Source organism: Halobacillus sp. ABA4_118, assembly GCF_056160205.1.
Genome location: NZ_JBSWWS010000001.1, coordinates 517,146 through 537,516 on the forward strand (window position 1 = coordinate 517,146; position 20,371 = coordinate 537,516).

The 20,371-nt window shown below is 49.4% G+C and carries 21 protein-coding genes; all 21 read right to left on the reverse strand.

Features of this window, described 5'->3' with window-relative positions:
• Positions 1–39: 39 nt before the first annotated feature.
• The 21 genes from hisIE to hprK all read right to left on the reverse strand — a co-directional run bounded on the left by hisIE (position 40) and on the right by hprK (position 20,229).
• A complete protein-coding gene (gene hisIE, locus ACXAGL_RS02745; RefSeq protein WP_474971069.1) occupies positions 40–663 on the reverse strand; it encodes a bifunctional phosphoribosyl-AMP cyclohydrolase/phosphoribosyl-ATP diphosphatase HisIE in 624 nt (207 codons plus the stop codon).
• Positions 660–1,418, reverse strand: a complete 759-nt coding sequence (hisF, locus tag ACXAGL_RS02750; RefSeq protein WP_474971068.1) for an imidazole glycerol phosphate synthase subunit HisF — start codon at positions 1,416–1,418, stop codon at positions 660–662. Before hisF ends, hisIE begins: the two co-directional genes overlap by 4 nt.
• Positions 1,418–2,149 carry a 1-(5-phosphoribosyl)-5-[(5-phosphoribosylamino)methylideneamino]imidazole-4-carboxamide isomerase gene (gene hisA / locus ACXAGL_RS02755; protein WP_474969381.1) on the reverse strand — a complete coding sequence of 244 codons (732 nt, stop codon included), beginning with the start codon at positions 2,147–2,149 and terminating at the stop codon, positions 1,418–1,420. The genes hisF and hisA overlap by 1 nt, the downstream gene beginning before the upstream one ends.
• 13 nt (positions 2,150–2,162) lie before the next feature.
• Complete coding sequence (gene hisH, locus ACXAGL_RS02760) at positions 2,163–2,792, reverse strand: imidazole glycerol phosphate synthase subunit HisH (RefSeq protein WP_474969382.1); 630 nt, start codon at positions 2,790–2,792, stop codon at positions 2,163–2,165.
• A 2-nt stretch (positions 2,793–2,794) separates the two neighbouring features.
• Positions 2,795–3,388: an imidazoleglycerol-phosphate dehydratase HisB gene (gene hisB, locus ACXAGL_RS02765; protein WP_474989678.1), complete on the reverse strand. Its 594-nt coding sequence runs from the start codon at positions 3,386–3,388 to the stop codon at positions 2,795–2,797.
• A complete protein-coding gene (gene hisD, locus ACXAGL_RS02770) occupies positions 3,385–4,659 on the reverse strand; it encodes a histidinol dehydrogenase (RefSeq protein WP_474969384.1) in 1,275 nt (424 codons plus the stop codon). Before hisD ends, hisB begins: the two co-directional genes overlap by 4 nt.
• Positions 4,656–5,294, reverse strand: coding sequence for an ATP phosphoribosyltransferase (gene hisG / locus ACXAGL_RS02775; RefSeq protein WP_027956307.1), 639 nt, complete (start codon positions 5,292–5,294; stop codon positions 4,656–4,658). Before hisG ends, hisD begins: the two co-directional genes overlap by 4 nt.
• Positions 5,291–6,472, reverse strand: a complete 1,182-nt coding sequence (locus tag ACXAGL_RS02780; RefSeq protein WP_474989680.1) for an ATP phosphoribosyltransferase regulatory subunit — start codon at positions 6,470–6,472, stop codon at positions 5,291–5,293. The genes hisG and ACXAGL_RS02780 overlap by 4 nt, the downstream gene beginning before the upstream one ends.
• A 178-nt stretch (positions 6,473–6,650) precedes the next feature.
• Positions 6,651–8,306: an acyl-CoA dehydrogenase family protein gene (locus tag ACXAGL_RS02785; protein WP_474969386.1), complete on the reverse strand. Its 1,656-nt coding sequence runs from the start codon at positions 8,304–8,306 to the stop codon at positions 6,651–6,653.
• A complete protein-coding gene (locus ACXAGL_RS02790) occupies positions 8,303–9,835 on the reverse strand; it encodes a class I adenylate-forming enzyme family protein (protein ID WP_474969387.1) in 1,533 nt (510 codons plus the stop codon). The genes ACXAGL_RS02785 and ACXAGL_RS02790 overlap by 4 nt, the downstream gene beginning before the upstream one ends.
• Positions 9,832–10,224 carry a MerR family transcriptional regulator gene (locus tag ACXAGL_RS02795; protein ID WP_474969388.1) on the reverse strand — a complete coding sequence of 131 codons (393 nt, stop codon included), beginning with the start codon at positions 10,222–10,224 and terminating at the stop codon, positions 9,832–9,834. The genes ACXAGL_RS02790 and ACXAGL_RS02795 overlap by 4 nt, the downstream gene beginning before the upstream one ends.
• A gap of 113 nt (positions 10,225–10,337) precedes the next feature.
• Entirely contained in the window at positions 10,338–11,156 is an 819-nt protein-coding gene (locus ACXAGL_RS02800) for a hypothetical protein (protein ID WP_474971064.1), read from the reverse strand.
• A gap of 318 nt (positions 11,157–11,474) precedes the next feature.
• Complete coding sequence (locus ACXAGL_RS02805) at positions 11,475–13,142, reverse strand: glycerol-3-phosphate dehydrogenase/oxidase (RefSeq protein ID WP_474970432.1); 1,668 nt, start codon at positions 13,140–13,142, stop codon at positions 11,475–11,477.
• A 225-nt stretch (positions 13,143–13,367) separates the two neighbouring features.
• Positions 13,368–14,867, reverse strand: a complete 1,500-nt coding sequence (glpK, locus tag ACXAGL_RS02810) for a glycerol kinase GlpK (RefSeq protein ID WP_474989682.1) — start codon at positions 14,865–14,867, stop codon at positions 13,368–13,370.
• A gap of 15 nt (positions 14,868–14,882) precedes the next feature.
• Positions 14,883–15,683: an MIP/aquaporin family protein gene (locus ACXAGL_RS02815; RefSeq protein ID WP_474989684.1), complete on the reverse strand. Its 801-nt coding sequence runs from the start codon at positions 15,681–15,683 to the stop codon at positions 14,883–14,885.
• A gap of 117 nt (positions 15,684–15,800) precedes the next feature.
• Complete coding sequence (locus ACXAGL_RS02820; RefSeq protein ID WP_474969392.1) at positions 15,801–16,352, reverse strand: glycerol-3-phosphate responsive antiterminator; 552 nt, start codon at positions 16,350–16,352, stop codon at positions 15,801–15,803.
• Positions 16,349–16,861: an acyltransferase gene (locus tag ACXAGL_RS02825; protein WP_474989686.1), complete on the reverse strand. Its 513-nt coding sequence runs from the start codon at positions 16,859–16,861 to the stop codon at positions 16,349–16,351. The genes ACXAGL_RS02820 and ACXAGL_RS02825 overlap by 4 nt, the downstream gene beginning before the upstream one ends.
• A 3-nt stretch (positions 16,862–16,864) precedes the next feature.
• Positions 16,865–17,503 (reverse strand): pyrophosphatase PpaX, encoded by a 639-nt coding sequence (gene ppaX, locus ACXAGL_RS02830; RefSeq protein ID WP_474969394.1) that lies wholly within the window; start codon positions 17,501–17,503, stop codon positions 16,865–16,867.
• Positions 17,478–18,434, reverse strand: coding sequence for a nucleoside recognition domain-containing protein (locus tag ACXAGL_RS02835; protein ID WP_474989688.1), 957 nt, complete (start codon positions 18,432–18,434; stop codon positions 17,478–17,480). Before ACXAGL_RS02835 ends, ppaX begins: the two co-directional genes overlap by 26 nt.
• Positions 18,435–18,447: 13 nt before the next feature.
• Positions 18,448–19,284: a prolipoprotein diacylglyceryl transferase gene (lgt, locus tag ACXAGL_RS02840; protein WP_474969396.1), complete on the reverse strand. Its 837-nt coding sequence runs from the start codon at positions 19,282–19,284 to the stop codon at positions 18,448–18,450.
• A gap of 12 nt (positions 19,285–19,296) precedes the next feature.
• The gene (gene hprK, locus ACXAGL_RS02845) at positions 19,297–20,229 is read right to left on the reverse strand and encodes an HPr(Ser) kinase/phosphatase (RefSeq protein ID WP_474969397.1); all 933 of its coding nucleotides are present in this window, start codon (positions 20,227–20,229) and stop codon (positions 19,297–19,299) included.
• Between the last annotated feature and the right edge of the window lie 142 nt (positions 20,230–20,371).

Sequence of the window (20,371 nt, forward strand, 5' to 3'; positions counted from 1 at the left end):
AAATAGGAAGATAGAAATAGGAGAAAAAAGGAATCCCTCTTAGGAATGTCTTTCCTCCAGCACACGCAGGACATCATCTAGCGGTACACCTCGGTCTGTCAGAATCATAAGCAGGTGGAAAATCAGATCGGCAGATTCCAGTGCCATCTCAGCCGGGTCATCGTTTTTAGCCGCTATGATCACTTCTCCGGCTTCTTCCCCGATTTTCTTGGCAATCCGGTCCACACCTTCCTGGAAAAGCTTGGACGTGTAAGAGCCTTCTGGTAGAAGAGATTTCCGCTCGGCAAGTACCGACTGGAGCTCATCAAGAATGGCGTAGCGGTTTTCTTTTGCTTCTTTCTGGTCACCGGTCAGTGTTTCAGAAAAACAGCTGTAGCTTCCCGTATGACAGGCTGGTCCGGCCGGAATCACCTGCACGAGCAGAGCGTCCTGATCACAGTCGTACTTGATCTGTTTCACCTGCTGCGTATTTCCGGACGTCTCCCCTTTGTGCCACAGTTCTTTTCTGGAACGGCTGTAAAAGACCGTTTCTCCAATCTCCAGTGTTTTTTCGAGAGATTCCTTATTCATATAAGCGAGGGTCAATACTTCTTTTGAGCGCTCGTCCTGGACAATCGCCGGTACCAGGCCCTGCTCGTCAAATTTCACTTCATTGATGTTCATCGGATCGGCACCCCTTTATCTTTTAAGTAACGTTTCACGTTTCCTACAGAAGTTTCTTTATAGTGGAAAATGGAAGCCGCGAGGGCCGCATCCGCATCCACCTTTGTAAACACATCATAAAAATGCTCACTGGAGCCGGCACCACCGGAAGCAATGACCGGTACGCTTACGACGTTTTGAACAGCTTCCAGCATCGGCAGGTCAAAACCAGTCTTCTCTCCATCCTTGTTCATGGAAGTGAGCAGAATTTCACCCGCTCCACGCTTCACCGCTTCCTGCGCCCAATCGGTGAGAGACCACTCGGTCGGCGTCCGGCCTCCGTGGGTATAAACGACCCAGTTATCGGATGGTTCGTCATATCTCGCATCAATCGCGACGACGATGCACTGGCTGCCAAAATAATCGGCACCTTCGGTAATTAATTCAGGACGCTGGACGGCAGATGAATTCAAGGACACTTTATCGGCTCCGTTTCTCAATGTCTCTTTAATATCCTCAAGTGTACGGATACCACCACCGACAGTAAAAGGAATGGCAAGCTCGGAGGCGACCGAGCGGACGACATCAATCATCGTTTTCTTCCCTTCGTGACTGGCCGATATATCAAGGAAAACGAGCTCATCGGCTCCCTGCTCATCATAGACTTTGGCGAGTTCAACTGGATCCCCGGCGTCTCTGATATCGACAAACTGGATCCCTTTGACGACCCGCCCTTCTTTTACATCAAGACATGGAATAATTCGTTTGGAAAGCATTACTCCACCTCCAAATCGAGGGCATCTTCCAAGGTGAACTGGTTCGTATAAAGCGCCTTCCCTACGATCGATCCTGCTACATTCCGATCACGGTACTGTTTTAATTCCTGAAGATCACCAAGGTCCTTGATGCCTCCGGAAGCGATGACATCCACCCCGGCTTCCTCAGCCAGACGGACGATTTCCTTTGTATTCGGTCCTGCCAGCATTCCGTCTTTAGCTATATCTGTATAGATGAATGTGCGGGCGCCGGCTTCCACAAGCTCTTTCGCCAGATCGACCGCCTTGATTTCCGACTGCTCCAGCCATCCGGCTGTGGAGACATACCCATCTCTTGCATCAAGCCCGATGGCGATGCGGCTGCCGTATTCGGCCAGCAGCTCTTTCGTTGTTTCAATATCACTGACAGCAAGGGAACCTATAATGACGCGGTCGACACCCTGGTCCAGATAATATTTCACATCTGCTTCAGAACGAATACCGCCGCCAATTTGAATGCGGCTGTTCAGTTTTCCGGCTGCCTGGAGCACAAATTCAGCATTCTGTCTGGATCCTTCTTTCGCTCCATCCAGATCCACCATATGGATCCATGATGCTCCGGCTTCTGCGAACTGTTCGGCAATCTCAAAGGGATTTTCCCCATAAATGGTCTCTTTATCAAAGTCTCCCTGCTCCAACCGCACACATTTTCCGCCGCGCATATCGATAGCAGGATAAATCGTAAAACTCATCTCGTGCCCCTCCTTATTGTCTGCACATCATCCGGCAGAAGTTTTCCAACAGCTGCATCCCTGCACGACCGCTTTTTTCCGGGTGGAACTGACTGGCCACGACGTGGTCCCGTCCCACTATGGCCGGTACGTCGGTGTGATAATCCGCCGTGGCATATAAAATATCCTCGTCCTCAGTGACGGCCGCATAGGAGTGAACGAAATAGACGTACTCGTTCTCCACATCGGTCAACAGCTCTTTTTCCGGACGGCGGATGTTCATCTGATTCCATCCCATGTGAGGTACTTTGTAGGCCCGGCCGTTTTCATCGATTCCCGAAAAGCGGCGGATGGTCCCTGGGAAAATACCCAGTCCATCTGTCCAGCCGCCTTCCTCACTACTTTCAAAAAGCAGCTGCATGCCAAGACAGATGCCGTACAACGGCACTCCTTCGTCCACTTTCTGGTGGATGAAACCGATAAACTGGTGCTCTGCCAAGGCTTTCATTGCATCAGGGAAAGCTCCCACTCCAGGCAGGATATAGCCGTCACATCCGTGAAGCTGATCAGGTCGGTCCCCGATTTTGTATTCAATATTCAAACGCTCCAGTGCTTTCGAAACACTGAAGAGGTTTCCCATGCCGTAATCAATCACACCGATCATGTTTACAAACTCCCCTTCGTACTCGGCACTCCCTGTACCCGTGGATCAATCTGTGTAGCTTCATCCAGCGCACGTGCCAAGGCTTTGAACATGGCTTCAATAATGTGGTGGGTATTGTGTCCGTGGTGAAGGACGATATGCAGATTCATTCTTGCTTCTACCGCAAACTTCCAGAAAAATTCATGGACATTTTCGGTATCAAAGGTCCCTACCCGGTCTTTCGGAAGTTCTGCACGCCATTCCAGATGAGGGCGGTCACTTAAGTCAACGGCTACCGTGACGAGCGTTTCATCCATCGGGAGGGTCATCGACCCATAGCGTTTCATTCCGAATTTATCGCCTACCGCCTCCCGCAGCGTCTGGCCGAGGCAGATGCCGATATCCTCGGTTAAATGGTGGTCGTCCACCTCCACATCTCCATAGCCTCTGACCGTCAGATCAAAAAGGCCGTGCTTAGTGAACAGCTCCAGCATGTGGGAAAGAAAGGGAACCTGTACGTCCAAATCCGCCTTCCCTTGTCCGTCGATCGTGAAATCGAGGCTGATATCTGTTTCTCTTGTTTTTCGTTCAATGCTGGCGTTGCGTTGTTCTGTCATGTCCAGCGCTCCTTTCTGATTTCGACGGCCCGCGCGTGGCCTTCAAGGCCTTCCAGTCTGGCGAAACGGGCAATTTTGTCTGCATTCGTCTTCAAGGCCTGTTCACTGTAGGAAATGATACTCGATTTTTTCACAAAATCATCGACATTCAGCGGGCTGGAAAAACGGGCTGTCCCGTTGGTCGGGAGGACATGGTTCGGTCCAGCGAAATAATCCCCCACCGGCTCACTGCTGTAGGGACCGAGGAAGATCGCTCCCGCATGCTTAATCTTCCCGAGGTCATCAAAAGGCGATGCGGTCATCACTTCAAGGTGCTCCGGCGCCATTTCATTGACGGCCGCAACCGCTTCTTCATGATCCCTGCACAAAACGATCATCCCGTAGTCTTCGACGCTCTTTCCTGCAATTTCCTTCCGTGGAAGCTTCTCTACCTGTTCCAGCACCGCTTCTTTGACGTCCTCTGCAAGTCTCGAGCTTGTCGTTACAAGGACACTGGAGGAACGGGCGTCGTGTTCCGCCTGGGACAACAGATCAGCAGCAATTTCTTCTGCTTTCGCTGTCTCATCAGCGAGCACTGCGATTTCACTCGGTCCGGCAATCATATCGATATCGACATCCCCGAACACCTCCCGCTTGGCAAGGGCTACAAAAACATTCCCCGGTCCTGTGATTTTATCGACAGCCGGAATCGTTTCCGTACCATAGGCAAGAGCGGCAACCGCCTGGGCTCCCCCCACTTTATACACATGTTCCACGCCGAGGATGTGGGCTGCAAGCAGCACACCGGCAGGCACTTGCCCGTCTCTCCCGGGCGGGGTTACCATGACGATCTTTTCCACGCCGGCTGCTTGAGCAGGAATGACGTTCATGAATACTGAAGATGGATAAGCTGCTGTTCCCCCCGGCACGTAAACGCCGGCAGCATCGATCGGTGTAATCTTCTGCCCGAGCAGCGTTCCATCTGGATTCGTATCGAACCATGAGGAGGTTTTTTGTTTCTCATGGAAGGAGCGGATGTTAGCCGCCGCTTCTTCCAGGATGCTGACAAACTCTCCATCGACGGATTCATAGGCTTGTTCAAACTCTTCTTTTGTCACTTTCATTTTCTCAAGCGTGACTCTGTCGAACTGTTCTGTAAAGGCATGTACAGCCTTGTCACCCTCTTGTTTCACGCGGGCAATAATGTTTTGGACAGATTTCCGCTGCTCTTCTGTCCCCTGGTCAACACTGCGCTTTAACGAAGGCAGGTCCGTTCTATTGATGATTCTCATGTCCGGATCCCCTCCATCACTTCACTTAAGTTGGTAACCATCTGTTCAATCTCTGTACTTTTCAGCCGGTAGCTGACAGGGTTCACGATCAGACGCGAAGTAATATCGGCAATCTTTTCATACTCGACAAGGCCGTTTTCCTTCAATGTCCGCCCGGTGGATACGATATCGACAATACGATCCGCAAGTCCGATCAATGGCGCAAGCTCAATCGATCCATTCAAGGGAATGATTTCAATCTGCTCCCCCTGTTCACGGAAATAATCGGAGGCGACCTTCGGATATTTGGTTGCAATTTTAGGTGCAATCCGGCTCAGCGGCTGATCCGGAAGACCGGCAACCGCTACGTAGCATGGGCTGATTTTCAAGTCCAGCACTTCATAGACATCCCGGTCCTGTTCCAAAAGGACGTCCTTACCGGCAATGCCGATATCAGCCGCTCCGTATTCTACATACGTGACAACATCCATCGGTTTAGCCATCATGACCCGGATGTTCTGGTCCGGAAACTCAAGGATCAATTTACGGGAATCATCGAGGTCGGCTCCAAGTTCATAGCCGGCCTTTTCCATAAGAGCCGCTGCTTCTTTATAGATTCGTCCTTTCGGCATGGCAATTGTCAAAGGCTTACTCATTCTGATTTCCCTCCTTTTTTCGTTAAATCAACCGTTTTGGAAAGCTCCTGCTGGAAAGCTCGGATATCAGGGATCTGATCCACGTGCTGCAGCAGAACCGCGTACCCTTCCCGTCGGTATTTCTTCGCTTCTTCAATGCCGCGGCTGTGTGAGTCATCGTCCACAATGACAGCCATGCGCTCATCTTCGTCCTCCTGGTCATCCAAGGCTTCCACTAAACGCTCCAAATGAATGGCGAACCCTGTTGCCGATGCATTGAGCTGGAAAGAAGGCAGGAGAGTATCGTAGCGCCCGCCATTGCAGAGCATCGCTCCCAGGTGAGGGGCATAGCCTTCAAACAGGACCCCGGTGTAATAATCCATATGACTGATCAGATTCAAATCAAACTGAATGTACTGCTGCACCCCGTACTGCTCCAGAAGCTTGTGGAGCTGTTTTAATTCATTCACTGCCTGCATGCAGGACTGATTGCGAGCAAGCGAGCGGCTGTATTCAAAGATTTCTTCTCCGCCTTTCAGCGTGAGCAGCTGGAGAAGGGATTGTTTTTTATCCGCCTGGGCATCCAGGGATTTGACGGCTTCTTTATAGCCGACATAATTTTTTCGGTAAAGGTAGTTCAGCAGCTCATCAATCGTTTCCTGATCATCTCCAAGCAGATCGTTGAAAAAGGCTTTGACGTACCCGATGTGTCCGACCGTAATGACAAAGTCGTCCAGCCCCGTCTGCTTTAAGGAGTCAACAAGAAGAGCAATCACTTCTGCGTCTCCATAGGAAGAATGATCGCCAATGAGTTCTGTTCCCACTTGTTCAAACTGAGCAGGCTTTCCTCCTTCTGCCTGCTGAGCACGGAAGACCGGACCGTCATAGGCCAGACGGAGAGGGAACTCGCTGTTTTTCAGCTGAGAAGCTGCCACACGCGCAATGGGAGCCGTCAAATCCGGACGGAGCACAAGGGTATGCCCCTGCTGGTCCAGCAGCTTGAACAGCTGCTGATCAAGTGTGGCACTCACCTGACCGACGGTATCGTGATATTCCATAATCGGCGTATCCATAAACGAATAGCCGTAAGATAGGATCGTTTCCGATAAATTTCTTCTTGCTTTTGATTTTTGTTTATAAAAAAAGGGAAGCGTGTCCCGCATTCCCAAAGGTTTTTCAAACATCAGACGTTTGACCAATGGAACCCATCCTTTCATCAAATCCTTTAGCTTGCTAATATGCTAACATGATAAAGATTGCGCGTCAAACAAGAATTCCTACCCGAATACATTCTTCCCTATCATAACAGAATCTTTTGAAAAAAACCGGTTCAGCCGCCCAACGAAAAACAGCCCCCTGTAAGAGGGGACTGTCTGTTTAAGGTTTAACGGCCGTCCGGTATAACAGATCATCTGCATACTGAAGGACCAATGGATGTTCCACGTTTGATTCACGGTGAAAATGCAGATGGAGATACAAGCCGGCGGCCTTTTCTGTGCGTCCGCCTTCTCTTTTCATCTCCAGCGCGGTGACCCCTTCATAGAGCAGAGCCATCCTTTTGGCGAGGCGTTTGCTGTAAAGGGTCTGCTCCCGTTCCTTCATCTGCATCATCCGGATGGCTTCTTCATGAAAATCTTCCAAGTATCCGTCGACCGCCCGGACATCCTCATCTTCTACCAAGACATCCATTCGTGCTTTAAGCTCGTCGTAAAACAGCTGGTGGGCCTGATACTTATGGAACAGCCGGAGAACCTCAAGGCCGAGGATGTTCGCCGTCCCCTCCCAGACTGTAAGCACCTGGGCGTCGCGGAGCAGCCGTGGAGTGACAAAATCTTCGATATATCCATTGCCTCCATGAAGTTCAATGGCTTCCTGGGCAAAGTGAACCGCCTGTTCTGCTGATTCCTTTTTTAATACAGCAATCCGAAGCCGGTTCAGCACCGCTTCTTCCGGACGGTGTTCTGGAGCATGAACCATGCGGTCAAAGGCACGGATCATGTGAAACACCGCCCGCGTTTCTACTTCCTGTTTCACTGTCATAGTGGAAAGGGTGTCCTGAATCATCGGGTAGTCAATCAGCCTGCCCCCGAACGCCTCCCGTTCTTTCGCATAGGCAAGGGATTCGGTGACTGAGCGGCGCATAATTCCAATCGAAGCCACAGCATTGCATATCCGGGAAAGGTTCAAGGCTTCCATCATGTAATAAAACCCTCTATCCGCCTCTCCTACTAAGTAAGCCTCGGCTCCTGCAAATTCCACCTCGGCTGATGGAACAGCCCGGACTCCGAGTTTGTCTTTCAAACGGCGGATTTGAATGCCGTTCAACTGTCCATCCCCGCCCCGCCAGGGCACGAGAAACAGACTCAATCCTTTCGTCCCCTTCGGTGCACCTTCCATCCTGGCCAGAACCATAGCGACGCCACAGGCACCGGCATTACTGGCAAAATACTTTTCTCCATAAAGGTGGTAGACGTCCCCCTCCTTCACGGCCTTGACTTCATTCGCCCCAACATCCGACCCTCCCTGGCGCTCGGTTAAGAAAGTCGCTCCTTCAAAAAGGTCCACCTCTCCTGTGGATAGGACGTGAGGCAGATACTCAGCTTTCAATTGGTCATCAGCGTAATGATCGATTAAATAGGCAGTAGCCATTGTAAGGGTGACCGGACAATAAAAGCCGGGCTCTGCCTGGGAGAGCAGGTAACCGAGTGCAAAGGAATACGTGTAATCCCCCGGCACACCCAGTTCCGGAATCTGTTTATGAACAAAACCCACAATACCCGTGTTGTAGGTATCCTGAACAGTCTTCAAGTACCCTTCGTTGAGACGCACATAGGAAATGTCCCGCCCCATCTTGTCATACTTAATCAAAACAGGCTGCCCATCTCTGTCCGTGTACGCCGCGCGCTCATCAATGTCGTGAGCACACAACGCGCCGTAATTTTCCAGCTTGGGGAAGGCCCATTCCTGAAAAGGTTCATTCCAGGATTGCTTTAGTACATGCTGAAGATTTTCGTCATTTACAAAAAAATTCATGACCGGTCCCCCTGAACCTGTTGATTTTCTTCTCGAAGCTTGTGCTTCAACAGCTTGCCTGTGGCATTCCGGGGCAGCTCCTGCACTTCTTCATACAACCGCGGGATTTTATACCCTGCCAAGTGGTCTTCAAGAAACCCCCGGCATTCCTCTTCCAATTCATCGATCCTCCCGTGCGAAACGATAAAAGCCTTCACCGTTTCACCCCAGTCGGGATGAGGGACGCCCGTCACCGCCGCATCCTCAATGAGGGGATGCTGTAAGAGGATGGTTTCAATTTCCCGCGGATAGATATTGACACCTCCCGAGATGATCATATCTTTCTTACGATCGACCACCCACACATACCCCTCCTCATCCCGCACTGCGAGATCACCGGTTTTCAACCATCCGTCCTGAATGACTTTTCTGGTGAGCTCCGGGTCTTTGTAGTAGGCTTTCATAACCCCATCTCCCCGCAGACAGATTTCGCCCACCTCTCCCGCTTCGGTTTCCTGCCCATCGTCACGGGCGATTTTCATTTCACAGTTGAGAGCCGCACGCTGTCCGATACTGCCTGCTTTTCTTTCATGCTCTGACGGAAGCAGAAGAGTACCGTTGGGACCGGCTTCTGTTAATCCATATACACAGTACAGGCTCTCTGTGTCCAACTGTTCTTGTATGAAATCCACCTCCGTACGGGAAAGCGGCGCCCCTCCATAAATCCAGTGTTTCATCCAGCTCATGTCTGTATCAGCAACATCCGGATGTCTCGCTGTCATTAAATAGGCGACAGGCGCCCCGAAGAAATGCGTCGTTTTCTCTCTGGATACGAGTTCCAGCAAAAGATCAGGCGTAAATGATGGGGCTGTAACATGAGCAGCTCCGACATAGGTACCTGCGGTTAAAAACAAGTGAAGCGGAGCGGAATGGCTGAGTGGCATCATATGAAGAATCCGGCTCGAAGCTTTCATCTCCATTTCGATGGCCATCATAATGGAAACGCTTACTATGTTTTTGTGCGTAAATACTACTCCTTTTGGCGTCCCGGTTGTTCCCGACGTATACAAAATGGAAGCCTCCTCCTCTTCAGAGGCATCATTCACGATTTCCACCCCCTCTTCCTGAGCCAGAAGAGCGGAGTAGGAGAGCCAGTTCCCCCGGGACACCCCGGTTTTAATAAAGGTTCCCACTTTGTCTTCTGCAAGCCCTTTGACTTGTGGCCACGTCTGTTCATGTGTAAGCAGGACGACTGCATCACTGTGATCATAAATATAGGAAACTTCCTTCTCTATCAGCCGGGCATGAATGGGAACGACCACCGCTCCCGCCCGGTGAGCTGCAAAGTAGCTCACGATAAACTCGATTGTGTTCGGCATGTGAATGACAATTTTATCCCCCCGTTCTACACCAAGTCTCATAAAGGCGCGGGCCATCTGATTCACCTGTTCATCCCATTCCTTATAGCTCAACCGTCGATCGGGTGAAATCAATCCATCTTTATCCGGGTATTTCCTTGCCTGATAAGCCAGCATTTCTGATACATTCACAGCGATTCTCCTCTCCGCTCCCTCAATTCCTGCTCAAACCTTGCCATCCAAGTGTCCATTTCCTCCTTTAATTCCGATAATTCACGGATCCTGATGTCCACTTCCTCCATCTTTTCCCTCCCGTAAGACATGGTCCTTTCCAACTGGCTCACTCCGGAAGGGTCTTGATCAAATAGTTCGATCATTTCCTTGATTTCTTCCAGATGAAAGCCATACTTTTTGCCACGGAATATGAGTCGGATTCTTGTGAGGTCCCCCGTGGAGAAGACCCTCCGTCCCTGGAGGTTCCGTTCCGGCCTGATTAAGCCGATCTCTTCGTAATACCGGATCGTCCGCTTCGTTACATCAAACGTGTCAGCTACATCCTTAATCGACAGTCCGTCTCTCATCTGCAGCGCCTCTCATTGAATGAATTTTCCAACAATTACACTATACCATTTACGTTAACGTCACCTTCAACTATAAAATTTTGGAAATTAAAAACACCAGCGTTGGCTGGTGTTTAATAATTCCCGTATTGAAATAAAAATAGAAAAGCAACAAGGGAGGAAGGAACCTGCTCCCTTACAGACCATTCTATGATAAAACCCGGCATGTTCCCGAAACGGTCGGCCGCTTCGGTCGGAATAGCTCCCTGCTTAATCTCCGCCCAGATCCTGCCGTTTTCATCTGTCACCTTGTACCAGCCGAGGTAACGGTCTCCTTTAAGCTGCCACCGGAGGTTAGGTCCTTCAATAAAACCGATGATCCGCTTTCCATCCGTCCCTTTCCACTCTTTCGTATAAGCCGTATACCTGCCGGCTTCGTTCTGAATATAACCGCGCCATTGGAAGCCGCCCTTTTTCTCAAGGCGGTACTGGGACGCATCATAATCATCTTTACAAACAAAAGAACCTGATTTAATAGAAGGAAAAGAAAGCCAGCTTGAAATGACAGCGGCCGGTTTATACTTCCAATGGTGTTCTTCCTCCGCCCGTGCATATCGTTCCCCATTCATATCATAAAGACCAGCTTGATCATTTCTAATATCCTGCTGCCCAAGGTACATGCGCTTCGGAAAAAGGGGATAAGTGTATTCAGGACCGAACTCCGCAGTCTGGATTGTCGTATGCCGTAATTTTTTGAAATCCTGTATACCCGTTGCAAACAATCCTGCTCCCGTTACAAAGAACAAGGGGAAGTAAAAAAGAGAAAGGATAAAGGATGCCTCCTGGTATAATAGGATGGAAAAAAGAAAGAACATACCCAAAACCAGCAGAACCCCACCCGTGATCAACTGTCTTCCCGCATCTTTCAATATCAATGACCGAATGTCCATCATACCTTTTCCCCCTTTTCTATGTTCTACGCAGCAAACAAGGAAAAAGTTTCAGAAAAAACTGGTCTTATAAGAGGACAGGAAGAAGAAAGGAGTATGCATCCTCCTCCCCATCTATCAAACAATACGGGAAGATTTTTGAATCCAATGGAAAAATCCTGCGTGACATTTGGCGGAGAATGTACCATAGAATCCGTTTGCTTGTTAGCTTATGAAAATAAGGCCATTCCGAGGCCGTGCATTTGTCGGTTGATGAATTCGCAGCACCGATTTCCCCGAGAACTTGAAAACCCGTCCTCCGGAGAGGACGGGTTTGATTACTTATACATATTCAATAGGCGTAACGGCTTCTTTTAGAAGCTGATCAAGCTGCTCGGTATATTCTTTCTTCTGCTCATCTGTATAGTTTAAGGATTCAGCCATGTAGTCAATAACGCTGTCCTTATGATCGCGTACCCATTGGATGTTGAAGAACAGGGCCGCGGTACGACGGACGAAGAAGTCCACCGGTTTGAAGGTCATTTCCTCTTCAAGCGCGTAAGCAAGCTGAGCAAAGACGATTGGATCGATGCCTTCGTTCTCCGCTTCCTGCTTACGGTTTTGGAAGTTATTGAACACTTTATCCACGTTGGCACCATAAAGCTGGATCAGTTTATCTGCTTCCTCTTTATCGATACCAATGGATTCAGCGATTTTCAAGCGTTCTTCCTTGAACTGCTTGAATCCTTTAGAACCGCCAACTTCTCCTCCGGAAATAGCCATGCGCTTCGTCTCGGAATCAGAATAGCGGACGCCGGTTTCTTCCATCAACTGATCGCGGACAAGATCCACGGCAGTCACAGCCATCTTACGGTAACCTGTCAGCTTCCCACCAGCCATGGAAATCAGACCGGAATCAGAAACAAAAATTTCATCTTTACGGGAAATCTCAGATGGATCTTTGCCTTCCTCATGAATAAGAGGACGAAGGCCGGCCCAGCTGGATTCCACATCTTCTTTCGTCGCTTTGACGGTCGGGAACATATAGTTCATTGCTTTGATAATATAATCGCGGTCTTCTTCCGTCATCGTCGGGTGGGAAATATCCTGATCGTACACCGTATCCGTTGTACCGATATACGTTTTACCGTTTCTCGGGATAGCGAAAATCATACGACCGTCCGGACTGTCGAAGTAAATCGCCTGCTTCAGCGGGAATACAGACTGATCGAATACAAGGTGAACACCTTTGGTCAGCTGCAGGGTTTTCCCTTTCTTGGAGCCATCGATTTCACGAAGCTCATCCACCCATGGACCGCCCGCATTGATGATTTTCTTCGCTTTCACGTTATACTGTTCTCCTGTGATTAAATCCTCCACTACTGCTCCAACGATTCTGCCTTCATCACTATAGATAAAGTCCACGACTTTGGAGTAGTTGGAAGAGTTGGCACCATATTCGACTGCTTTTTTCATGACTTCAAGAGTCAGACGGGCATCATCTGTCTTGTACTCTACGTAATACCCAGCACCTTTTAAGCCGTCCTGTTTAATGAGAGGTTCACGCTTAAGGGCTTCTTCCGCACTCATCATGGAGCGGCGTTCGGATTTCTTAACACCAGCAAGATAATCATAGACGCGCAGGCCGATGTTCGTAGAGAACGGGCCGAAGTTTCCGCCCTGGTGGAATGGAAGCAGCATCCATTCTGGAGTGGTTACGTGCGGGCCGTTTTCATATACGATCTCCCGCTCTTTTCCTACTTCTGCCACCATTTTAACTTCAAACTGCTTCAAGTAACGCAGGCCGCCGTGTACGAGCTTCGTGGAGCGGCTGGATGTTCCGGCTGCATAGTCCTGCATTTCAACAACCGCTGTTTTCATGCCGCGGCTGGCCGCATCCAGTGCGATTCCAGAGCCGGTAATTCCTCCCCCGATGACGAGTACGTCCCACTCTTCCTGAGTCAAGCGTTCAAATTGACGTTGTCTTTCCAAGCTTGAAAATGATTGCATATCGATCTCTCCTTCTTCCGTTGTCTTCATTTAATGGTCTGGTACGGATATTCCCGAAAATGTCGAAAGTTATGTGTGGGAATGTTCTTTAGACACTGTGGCATAAAAAAAGAGACCACGAAACTCCTTATGCTGTGCATAAAGCTTCGTGGTCTCTCCGCGTCTCCGACCGTGTCCATCAACTTGTACTTTTATTATATCAGAGAGCGGACACGTGTCAAAGATTTATTCTTCAGGCTTGAAGACCCGGGTAGCTTCCACAGCTTTCTGCCATCCTTTATATAGTGTCTGCGTTTTCTTTTCCTCCATACTTGGCTGGAATTCACGCTCCACCTTCCATTGATTTTCGATTTCACGGCGGTCTTCCCAGAAACCAACTGCAAGACCGGCAAGGTAGGCAGCTCCAAGCGCTGTCGTTTCATTGATTTCCGGACGTTCCACGTTCACATCAAGCAGGTCACTCTGGAACTGCATCAGCATATTATTTTTCACAGCACCGCCGTCCACCCGGAGCGTTTTCAATTCAAGACCGGAGTCTTCCACCATAGCATTGACCACATCTTTCGTTTGATAGGCCAGCGAGTCGAGCGTTGCTCTTACAAAGTGGGCTTTGGTTGTTCCCCGTGTCAGACCGAAGACAGCTCCGCGCGCTTCACTGTCCCAATACGGTGTTCCAAGACCAACAAAGGCCGGCACCACATACACACCGTCAGCAGAATTCACTTCTCCTGCAACCTCTTCACTTTGAGGAGAAGATTTGATCATCTGCAGACCGTCACGGAGCCACTGGATGGCTGAACCAGAAACGAAGATACTGCCTTCCAGAGCATATTCGACTTTACCATCCAGCCCCCAGGCCAGTGTTGTAAGCAGACCGTGATTGGACTTGACAGGTTCTTCCCCGGTATTCATTAACATGAACCCACCGGTGCCATAAGTATTTTTAGCCATTCCTTTTTCAAAGCAGGCCTGTCCGAACAGAGCCGCATGCTGGTCCCCGGCAATCCCTGCGATCGGTACTTCTTTTCCGTAGAAATGATAATCAATGGTATGAGCATAGACATCAGAGGACTCTTTCACTTCAGGAAGCATGCTTTCTGGAACGTTCAGCAGTTCCAGGAGCTCCTTGTCCCATTCCAAATCATAAATGTTGTACATAAGCGTACGGGAAGCGTTGGAATAATCCGTAACATGGGCCTTCTGGCCGGACAGCTTATAAACGAGCCACGTATCGATCGTTCCGAACAGCAGGTCCCCGTTTTCGGCTTTTTCTCTTGCTCCGTCTACATTGTCCAGGATCCATTTCACTTTCGTCCCTGCAAAATAAGGATCCAGCAATAGACCCGTTTTCTCACGGAATGTATCTTCCAGGCCCTGCTCCTTTAGTTCGTTACAAATGCCCTGGGTCTGTCTGGACTGCCAGACGACGGCTTTGTAGATCGGTTTTCCTGTACGTTTATCCCACACGACGGTCGTTTCCCGCTGGTTTGTGATACCGATTCCAGCAATGTCCCCGGCGTCTACATCCGCAAGGCGGAGCACATCGGAAATACAGGCAAGCACAGATGTCCAGATTTCATTGGCATCATGCTCCACCCATCCTCTTTTTGGAAAGTATTGTTGAAATTCCTTCTGTGCGGTTTCAACAATTTCTCCATCGCGGTTGAACAGGATGGCCCGCGAGCTCGTTGTACCCTGATCAATTGATAAAATATAGTTTCCCATGGTAAATCTCTCCCTTTATGCTTGTTTCACTTTTTTTAATTCTATGTTCATGGAACTGAGAAGGACAGCGGTAACAACCGCGGATCCTATCCAAAACCATATGGTATACTCCGCCTGGAAAATGGCTTGATAAAATAATCCGCCATACATTCCGCCGATAGCCGGGCCGGCCACAGGAATCCAGGAGTACCCCCAATCAGATCCTCCCTTACCGGGGATAGGAAGAACCGCATGCGCCACTCTCGGCCCAAGGTCCCTCGCAGGGTTGATCGCATAACCGGTTGTAGAACCAAGGGACATCCCGATGACCACAATCAACAAGCCGACGATCAACGGATTCAAGCCGTCTGTGAAATCATTGGCCCCAATAAATAATAACCCCATCACGAGTACAAAAGTACCGATCATTTCACTTACAAGATTGGAAATAGGACTGCGTATGGCCGGATCCGTACAAAAGATGGATTTGATAGCCAGCTGATCCTCCGTATCTTTGAAATGAGGCAGGTAATGGAAAAACACGATGGCTGCTCCGATAAAAGCCCCCATCATCTGCGCGGTGATATATAGTGGGACTTTCGCCCACGGGAAATCTCCGACAACAGCAAACCCAAGTGTTACTGCCGGATTGATATGAGCGCCTGTAACGCTTCCAACCGCATACACGCCCATGGCAACAGCAAGGCCCCAGGCAATTGTAATAAGCACCCAGTTCCCTTCCGCTTTTGTAGCTTTCAAGTTCGCTCCGGCTATGACACCGCCTCCAAAAATGATTAAGATCATCGTACCGATCAGTTCACCCATAAATTCCGTCATGTGCCCGCTCCTTTCCGATCTTCAGCGGATCCCTGCCAAAAACGCACAACTATTAGCGTCTCTTCTAATCTCTGTGCGTTTTCAGGCTCCTTTTTTTACAAAGGGCGTCTGGATCATCTATTTGGAAAACTTCCATAAGTCGGTACGAGAAGTAGAAACGGCAGAAGCCCCGGAGGCCAGTGCCTGCTCTACGTCTTCTTCCGTACGGACGAGTCCTCCAGCGATGACAGGTACCCCGATCCGCTCTTTAATCTCTTTTATCATTCCCGGCAGGACACCAGGCAAAACTTCGACGTAATCAGGCTCCGTTCTTTGAATGAGCTTCACATTATGCTCAATGGCCTGACTGTCAATCAGAAACAACCGCTGCACAGATAGGATATTATATTTTTTCGCCTGATGAATGACATGTCCTCTTGTTGAAATCACTCCGTCGGGTTTCACTTCCTGACCGAGGTATTCCATACCGTAATCATCCGCTTTCAAGCCTTGGATCAAATCCACGTGGACGAGGACTTTTTTCCCCGCCTTCTGCCCGAGACGGACGAGCTTTCGAAGCAGTCCGAGACGGCTTTCAAGCAGGATGATATACTCCGTATCCGATTCCAGCAGGGTTTCAAAATCCTTGATTTTCTTTACTGCCGGTAAAACCGTCTGTGTAAAACTCATTCTTCCGCCTCCCGCTGAGCCATCTGCTCTTTCGTATAAATGACCTTCATCGGGTTTCCCCCGACAAAACTGCCGGGTGGAACATCTTTATTCACCAACGTGCCGGCCGATACGACCGCCCTGTCCCCAATCGTGATTCCCGGGAGGATTGTCGTATTGGCTCCGATCAGAACTTCATCTCCGATGATCACCTCACCCAGCCGGTATTCATCGATCAAATATTCATGAGCTAGGATGGTTGTATTGTACCCAATTACCGTATTATACCCAACTTTGATCTTTTCGGGAAACATAATATCAACCATGACCATCAAGGCAAAGGCTGTCTGGTCCCCCACCTTCATGTTCAAAAACGTGCGGTACAGCCAATTTTTCATTCCGAGAAAAGGGGTGTAACGTGCCATCTGAATAACGATGAAATTTTTTGCGACTTTAAAAAACGGCACGGTTTTATAAATATGCCACAGGGAATTCGCACCCTCGACGGGATAGCGGTCTGTCTTTCTCATCGATTATCTCCCGGTAATCTGCAGCAGGTCACGCATGTTATCCAGCATGTAATCCGGACTTAATTCGTCCAGTACATTTCTGCCCTTGACAGTCCACACAACGCCGGCTGTTTTCGTTCCGGCATTTTTTCCTGCTTCAATATCGTGGGTATTATCACCGACCATGAGAGCTTCTGATGCCGGCGTATCCAGTTCTTGAAGCGCCCGCACGATCGGCTCCGGGTGAGGTTTGGCATTGGTCACATCATCAAGAGTGACAACCGTTTCAAACAAGCCGTCCAGATTCGTGAGTTCCAGCCCCATATGAACGGTGTTCTTCATCTTTGTCGTCACAACACCAAGACGGAATCCCTGCTTCTTCAAGGTATGCATCGTTTCGACAACCCCTTCATAGGCAGTCACATAACGGTCATGGTTTTCCACATTATGTTCGCGGTAGGTTTCCACCATCTCCTCCACTTTGTCCGGGTTGATCTCAGCCAGGCTTTCCACAAGAGGGGGGCCGATAAAATCCAAGATCTCTTCACGCGTATAGTCTCTGTCCCCATATTGGGCGATGGTGTGAGTGAAGGATGCGATAATCAGTTCATTCGTATCAATCAGTGTGCCGTCTAAATCAAAGAGAATGGTACGTATGCTCATGTGATGTATCCTTTCTATTATGTTGTAATTTGTTCCAAACAAACCCTACGGCCGCTGTTAACAGCACAGCTGTCGTTAACCGGATGATGAGAAGCGGCCAGACAGGGATGCCGAGTGGAATGAATACGAGCGTATCTTCGACAACAGCATGACAGGCGACAAGGAAAATGACGGCCAGATACATATCCTTTTTCGATACACCGTCCTCTTCCACGGCCTGAATCATCAAACCGGCGCCGTAGGCAAGACCGATCGTCAAGCCGGCGGCCAGCGTCATGGATGTATTCCGCTCCATACCTAAAAACCTGGTGCAGGGAGCGACCCATTCCGAAAATTTGTCGAGCCATCCTTTTTCTCTCATAAACTGCATAACGACCATCAATGGGATGACAATGAAGGCAAGCTGGATAATCCCCATGCCGGCCGTCTGCACCCCCTGGATGATGATTTCCGTCCATCCCTCCGGTTCCACAGGATTAGAGGGGGCAAGGCCGTACTTCGCCTGTTCCCCTCCCCCGTCCCAGAACAAATGGATGACAAATGCGGAAAAGAAGGCAAGGGTAAGGCGGACACCAATAACGATCCACCAGCTGACCCCCACTTTTTTAGCAACGGTCGATTCAATCAGCAGGTTATGGGAGAACGACAGCATGACAGCTAAAATAAATACTTCTTTCACCGTAAAATCAAAGGAGAGAATCGCAGCGATGCCGGCATACAGGTTCAAAAAATTCCCAACCACTAAAGGGACAGCCGCCTGGCCTGGAAGACCGAGCCACCCCATCAGAGGTTCCAGTTTGTCCATCACCCATGGCAGGACAGGCGTATACTGGAGAATCGTCACAATCAGTGTTACGGGAAAAATGACTTTCCCCAGTGTCCATGTTAAATCCAGGCCCTTTTTCCCACCACGCAGCCACGTTCCTTTCATGCTATCGGCTCCCTTATTTTACTTTCTTTCCGTTATAATATTTATCTGCCATTCCGCTCTTTCTGCGGTAATACATGAGTACGGCACTACCGATCACCAGGACAATGGAAATAAATTGAGCCATACGAATATCTCCGAACAAGTAGAGACTGTCCGTACGCAGTCCTTCCACGAAGAAACGGCCGACAGAATACCATATGACATAGCTTAAGAAAACTTCCCCACGACGCGGGTTGAATCGGTGGCGGAGAACGAGCAGAAGAGCGAAACCGATGATATTCCAGACGGATTCATAAAGAAACGTCGGGTGATACACCGTTCCGTCAATGCACATCTGCTGGTTGATAAACGCGGGCAGATACTGCATGAAATTCTCGTAAAAAGCCTGTGAGACAGGTCCACCGTGGGCTTCCTGGTTCATGAAGTTCCCCCAGCGCCCGATCGCCTGACCAAGAATAATACTCGGGGCAGCGATATCTGCCATCATCCAGAAGGAGATGCCTTTTACTTTTGTATAAATATAGGCGGTCAGCACCGAACCGATCAATGCTCCGTGGATGGCGATTCCGCCTTCCCAGACAGCAAAAACCTTCCACAACGGGCCGCCGGCATACCGCTCCCATTCAAAAATCACATAATAAAGGCGGGCACATAAAATGGCCGCAGGGATGGCGAAGACCACAATGTCCACCATATAGTCCTTTTTCAATCCCAGTCTTTCTGTTTCTCTTGTCGCAATCCATAATCCTAAAAAGGCTCCTGTAGCAATGATCAAGCCATACCAGTAAACAGAAAGTGGACCCAGCTGAAGAAAGACGGGATCAAGAGGCTGTGCTTCACATGTCTGCATCTTGTTTCCTCCTTATTTTCCCGTTTGATCCTGATCGATCACTTTGGTTAACCGCTCGGAAAACTCTTCTGCGGCATTAACGCCCATCCGCTTCAGGCGGAAGTTCATCGCTGCCACTTCAATAATAACAGCAAGGTTACGTCCCGGACGGACAGGGATCGTCGCTTTCGGCACATGAACGTCCATAATTTTCATCGTCTCTTCCTCGAGGCCCAGGCGGTCATACTGCTTGTTCTTATCCCAAATTTCCAGGTTGATGACAAGGGTGATGCGTTTGAAGCTGCGGACAGCACCAGCGCCGAACAGCGTCATCACATTTATAATACCGAGACCCCGGATTTCAAGAAGATGTTCAATCAGAGGCGGACTGTTTCCGATCAGCGTATCGTAATCTTCCTGCCGGATTTCCACGCTGTCATCAGCAACGAGGCGGTGACCACGCTTCACCAGTTCAAGCGCTGTTTCACTTTTACCCACGCCACTCTGACCGGTGATCAGTACACCAATACCGTAAATATCTACAAGGACACCGTGTATAGCTGTAAACGGGGCAAACTTGGACTCCAGGAAATTGGTCAGCCGGCTGATGACTCTCGTTGTCTTATATGGAGAGATCATCAGCGGGACGCCAGCTTCTTCAGCGGCTTCAAACAACTCTTCCGGAATATCCATACCCCTCGTTATAACGATCCCCGGGGTAACATCGGTGCAGAGCTTTTGCGCCCGCTCCTGACGCTGTTCCTTTGTCAGTTCATTGAAATAGGACAGCTCTGTCTTCCCGAGAAGCTGCAGTCTGTCTTTCGGGTAAAACTTGAAATACCCGGTCATTTCTACACCGGGGCGGGAAATATCACTCATATGTATTTCACGGTGAACTCCATCTTTTCCGGTTACTAATTCAAGCTGAAACTGTTCCAGTAAATCTTCTGTGCGGACCTTGCTCATCTTTCCAACAACCTCCATTCATCAATCACTGTCCCCTATTGTAGCATGTTTTGCTGAAATCTTGGATAGGTCTGTATCAACCAGGGGTCCCTATCAGTATAGACATAAAATACGTCCTGCGCATAAAAAAACCGTACGGATT

Excerpts from the sequence above, each read along its gene's own strand:
- hisB (WP_474989678.1), bottom strand. The coding sequence starts at position 3,388 with ATGACAGAACAACGCAACGCCAGCATTGAACGAAAAACAAGAGAAACA.
- ACXAGL_RS02825 (WP_474989686.1), bottom strand. The coding sequence starts at position 16,861 with ATGAGAAAGACAGACCGCTATCCCGTCGAGGGTGCGAATTCCCTGTGG.
- ACXAGL_RS02785 (WP_474969386.1), bottom strand. The coding sequence starts at position 8,306 with ATGAATTTTTTTGTAAATGACGAAAATCTTCAGCATGTACTAAAGCAA.
- glpK (WP_474989682.1), bottom strand. The coding sequence starts at position 14,867 with ATGGGAAACTATATTTTATCAATTGATCAGGGTACAACGAGCTCGCGG.
- hisIE (WP_474971069.1), bottom strand. The coding sequence starts at position 663 with ATGAACATCAATGAAGTGAAATTTGACGAGCAGGGCCTGGTACCGGCG.
- lgt (WP_474969396.1), bottom strand. The coding sequence starts at position 19,284 with ATGCAGACATGTGAAGCACAGCCTCTTGATCCCGTCTTTCTTCAGCTG.
- ACXAGL_RS02820 (WP_474969392.1), bottom strand. The coding sequence starts at position 16,352 with ATGAGTTTTACACAGACGGTTTTACCGGCAGTAAAGAAAATCAAGGAT.
- hisA (WP_474969381.1), bottom strand. The coding sequence starts at position 2,149 with ATGAGTTTTACGATTTATCCTGCTATCGATATGCGCGGCGGAAAATGT.
- hprK (WP_474969397.1), bottom strand. The coding sequence starts at position 20,229 with ATGAGCAAGGTCCGCACAGAAGATTTACTGGAACAGTTTCAGCTTGAA.
- hisD (WP_474969384.1), bottom strand. The coding sequence starts at position 4,659 with ATGAGAATCATCAATAGAACGGACCTGCCTTCGTTAAAGCGCAGTGTT.
- ppaX (WP_474969394.1), bottom strand. The coding sequence starts at position 17,503 with ATGAGCATACGTACCATTCTCTTTGATTTAGACGGCACACTGATTGAT.
- ACXAGL_RS02835 (WP_474989688.1), bottom strand. The coding sequence starts at position 18,434 with ATGAAAGGAACGTGGCTGCGTGGTGGGAAAAAGGGCCTGGATTTAACA.
- ACXAGL_RS02815 (WP_474989684.1), bottom strand. The coding sequence starts at position 15,683 with ATGACGGAATTTATGGGTGAACTGATCGGTACGATGATCTTAATCATT.
- ACXAGL_RS02805 (WP_474970432.1), bottom strand. The coding sequence starts at position 13,142 with ATGCAATCATTTTCAAGCTTGGAAAGACAACGTCAATTTGAACGCTTG.
- hisG (WP_027956307.1), bottom strand. The coding sequence starts at position 5,294 with ATGAGTAAGCCTTTGACAATTGCCATGCCGAAAGGACGAATCTATAAA.
- hisH (WP_474969382.1), bottom strand. The coding sequence starts at position 2,792 with ATGATCGGTGTGATTGATTACGGCATGGGAAACCTCTTCAGTGTTTCG.
- ACXAGL_RS02795 (WP_474969388.1), bottom strand. The coding sequence starts at position 10,224 with ATGAGAGACGGACTGTCGATTAAGGATGTAGCTGACACGTTTGATGTA.
- hisF (WP_474971068.1), bottom strand. The coding sequence starts at position 1,418 with ATGCTTTCCAAACGAATTATTCCATGTCTTGATGTAAAAGAAGGGCGG.
- ACXAGL_RS02800 (WP_474971064.1), bottom strand. The coding sequence starts at position 11,156 with ATGATGGACATTCGGTCATTGATATTGAAAGATGCGGGAAGACAGTTG.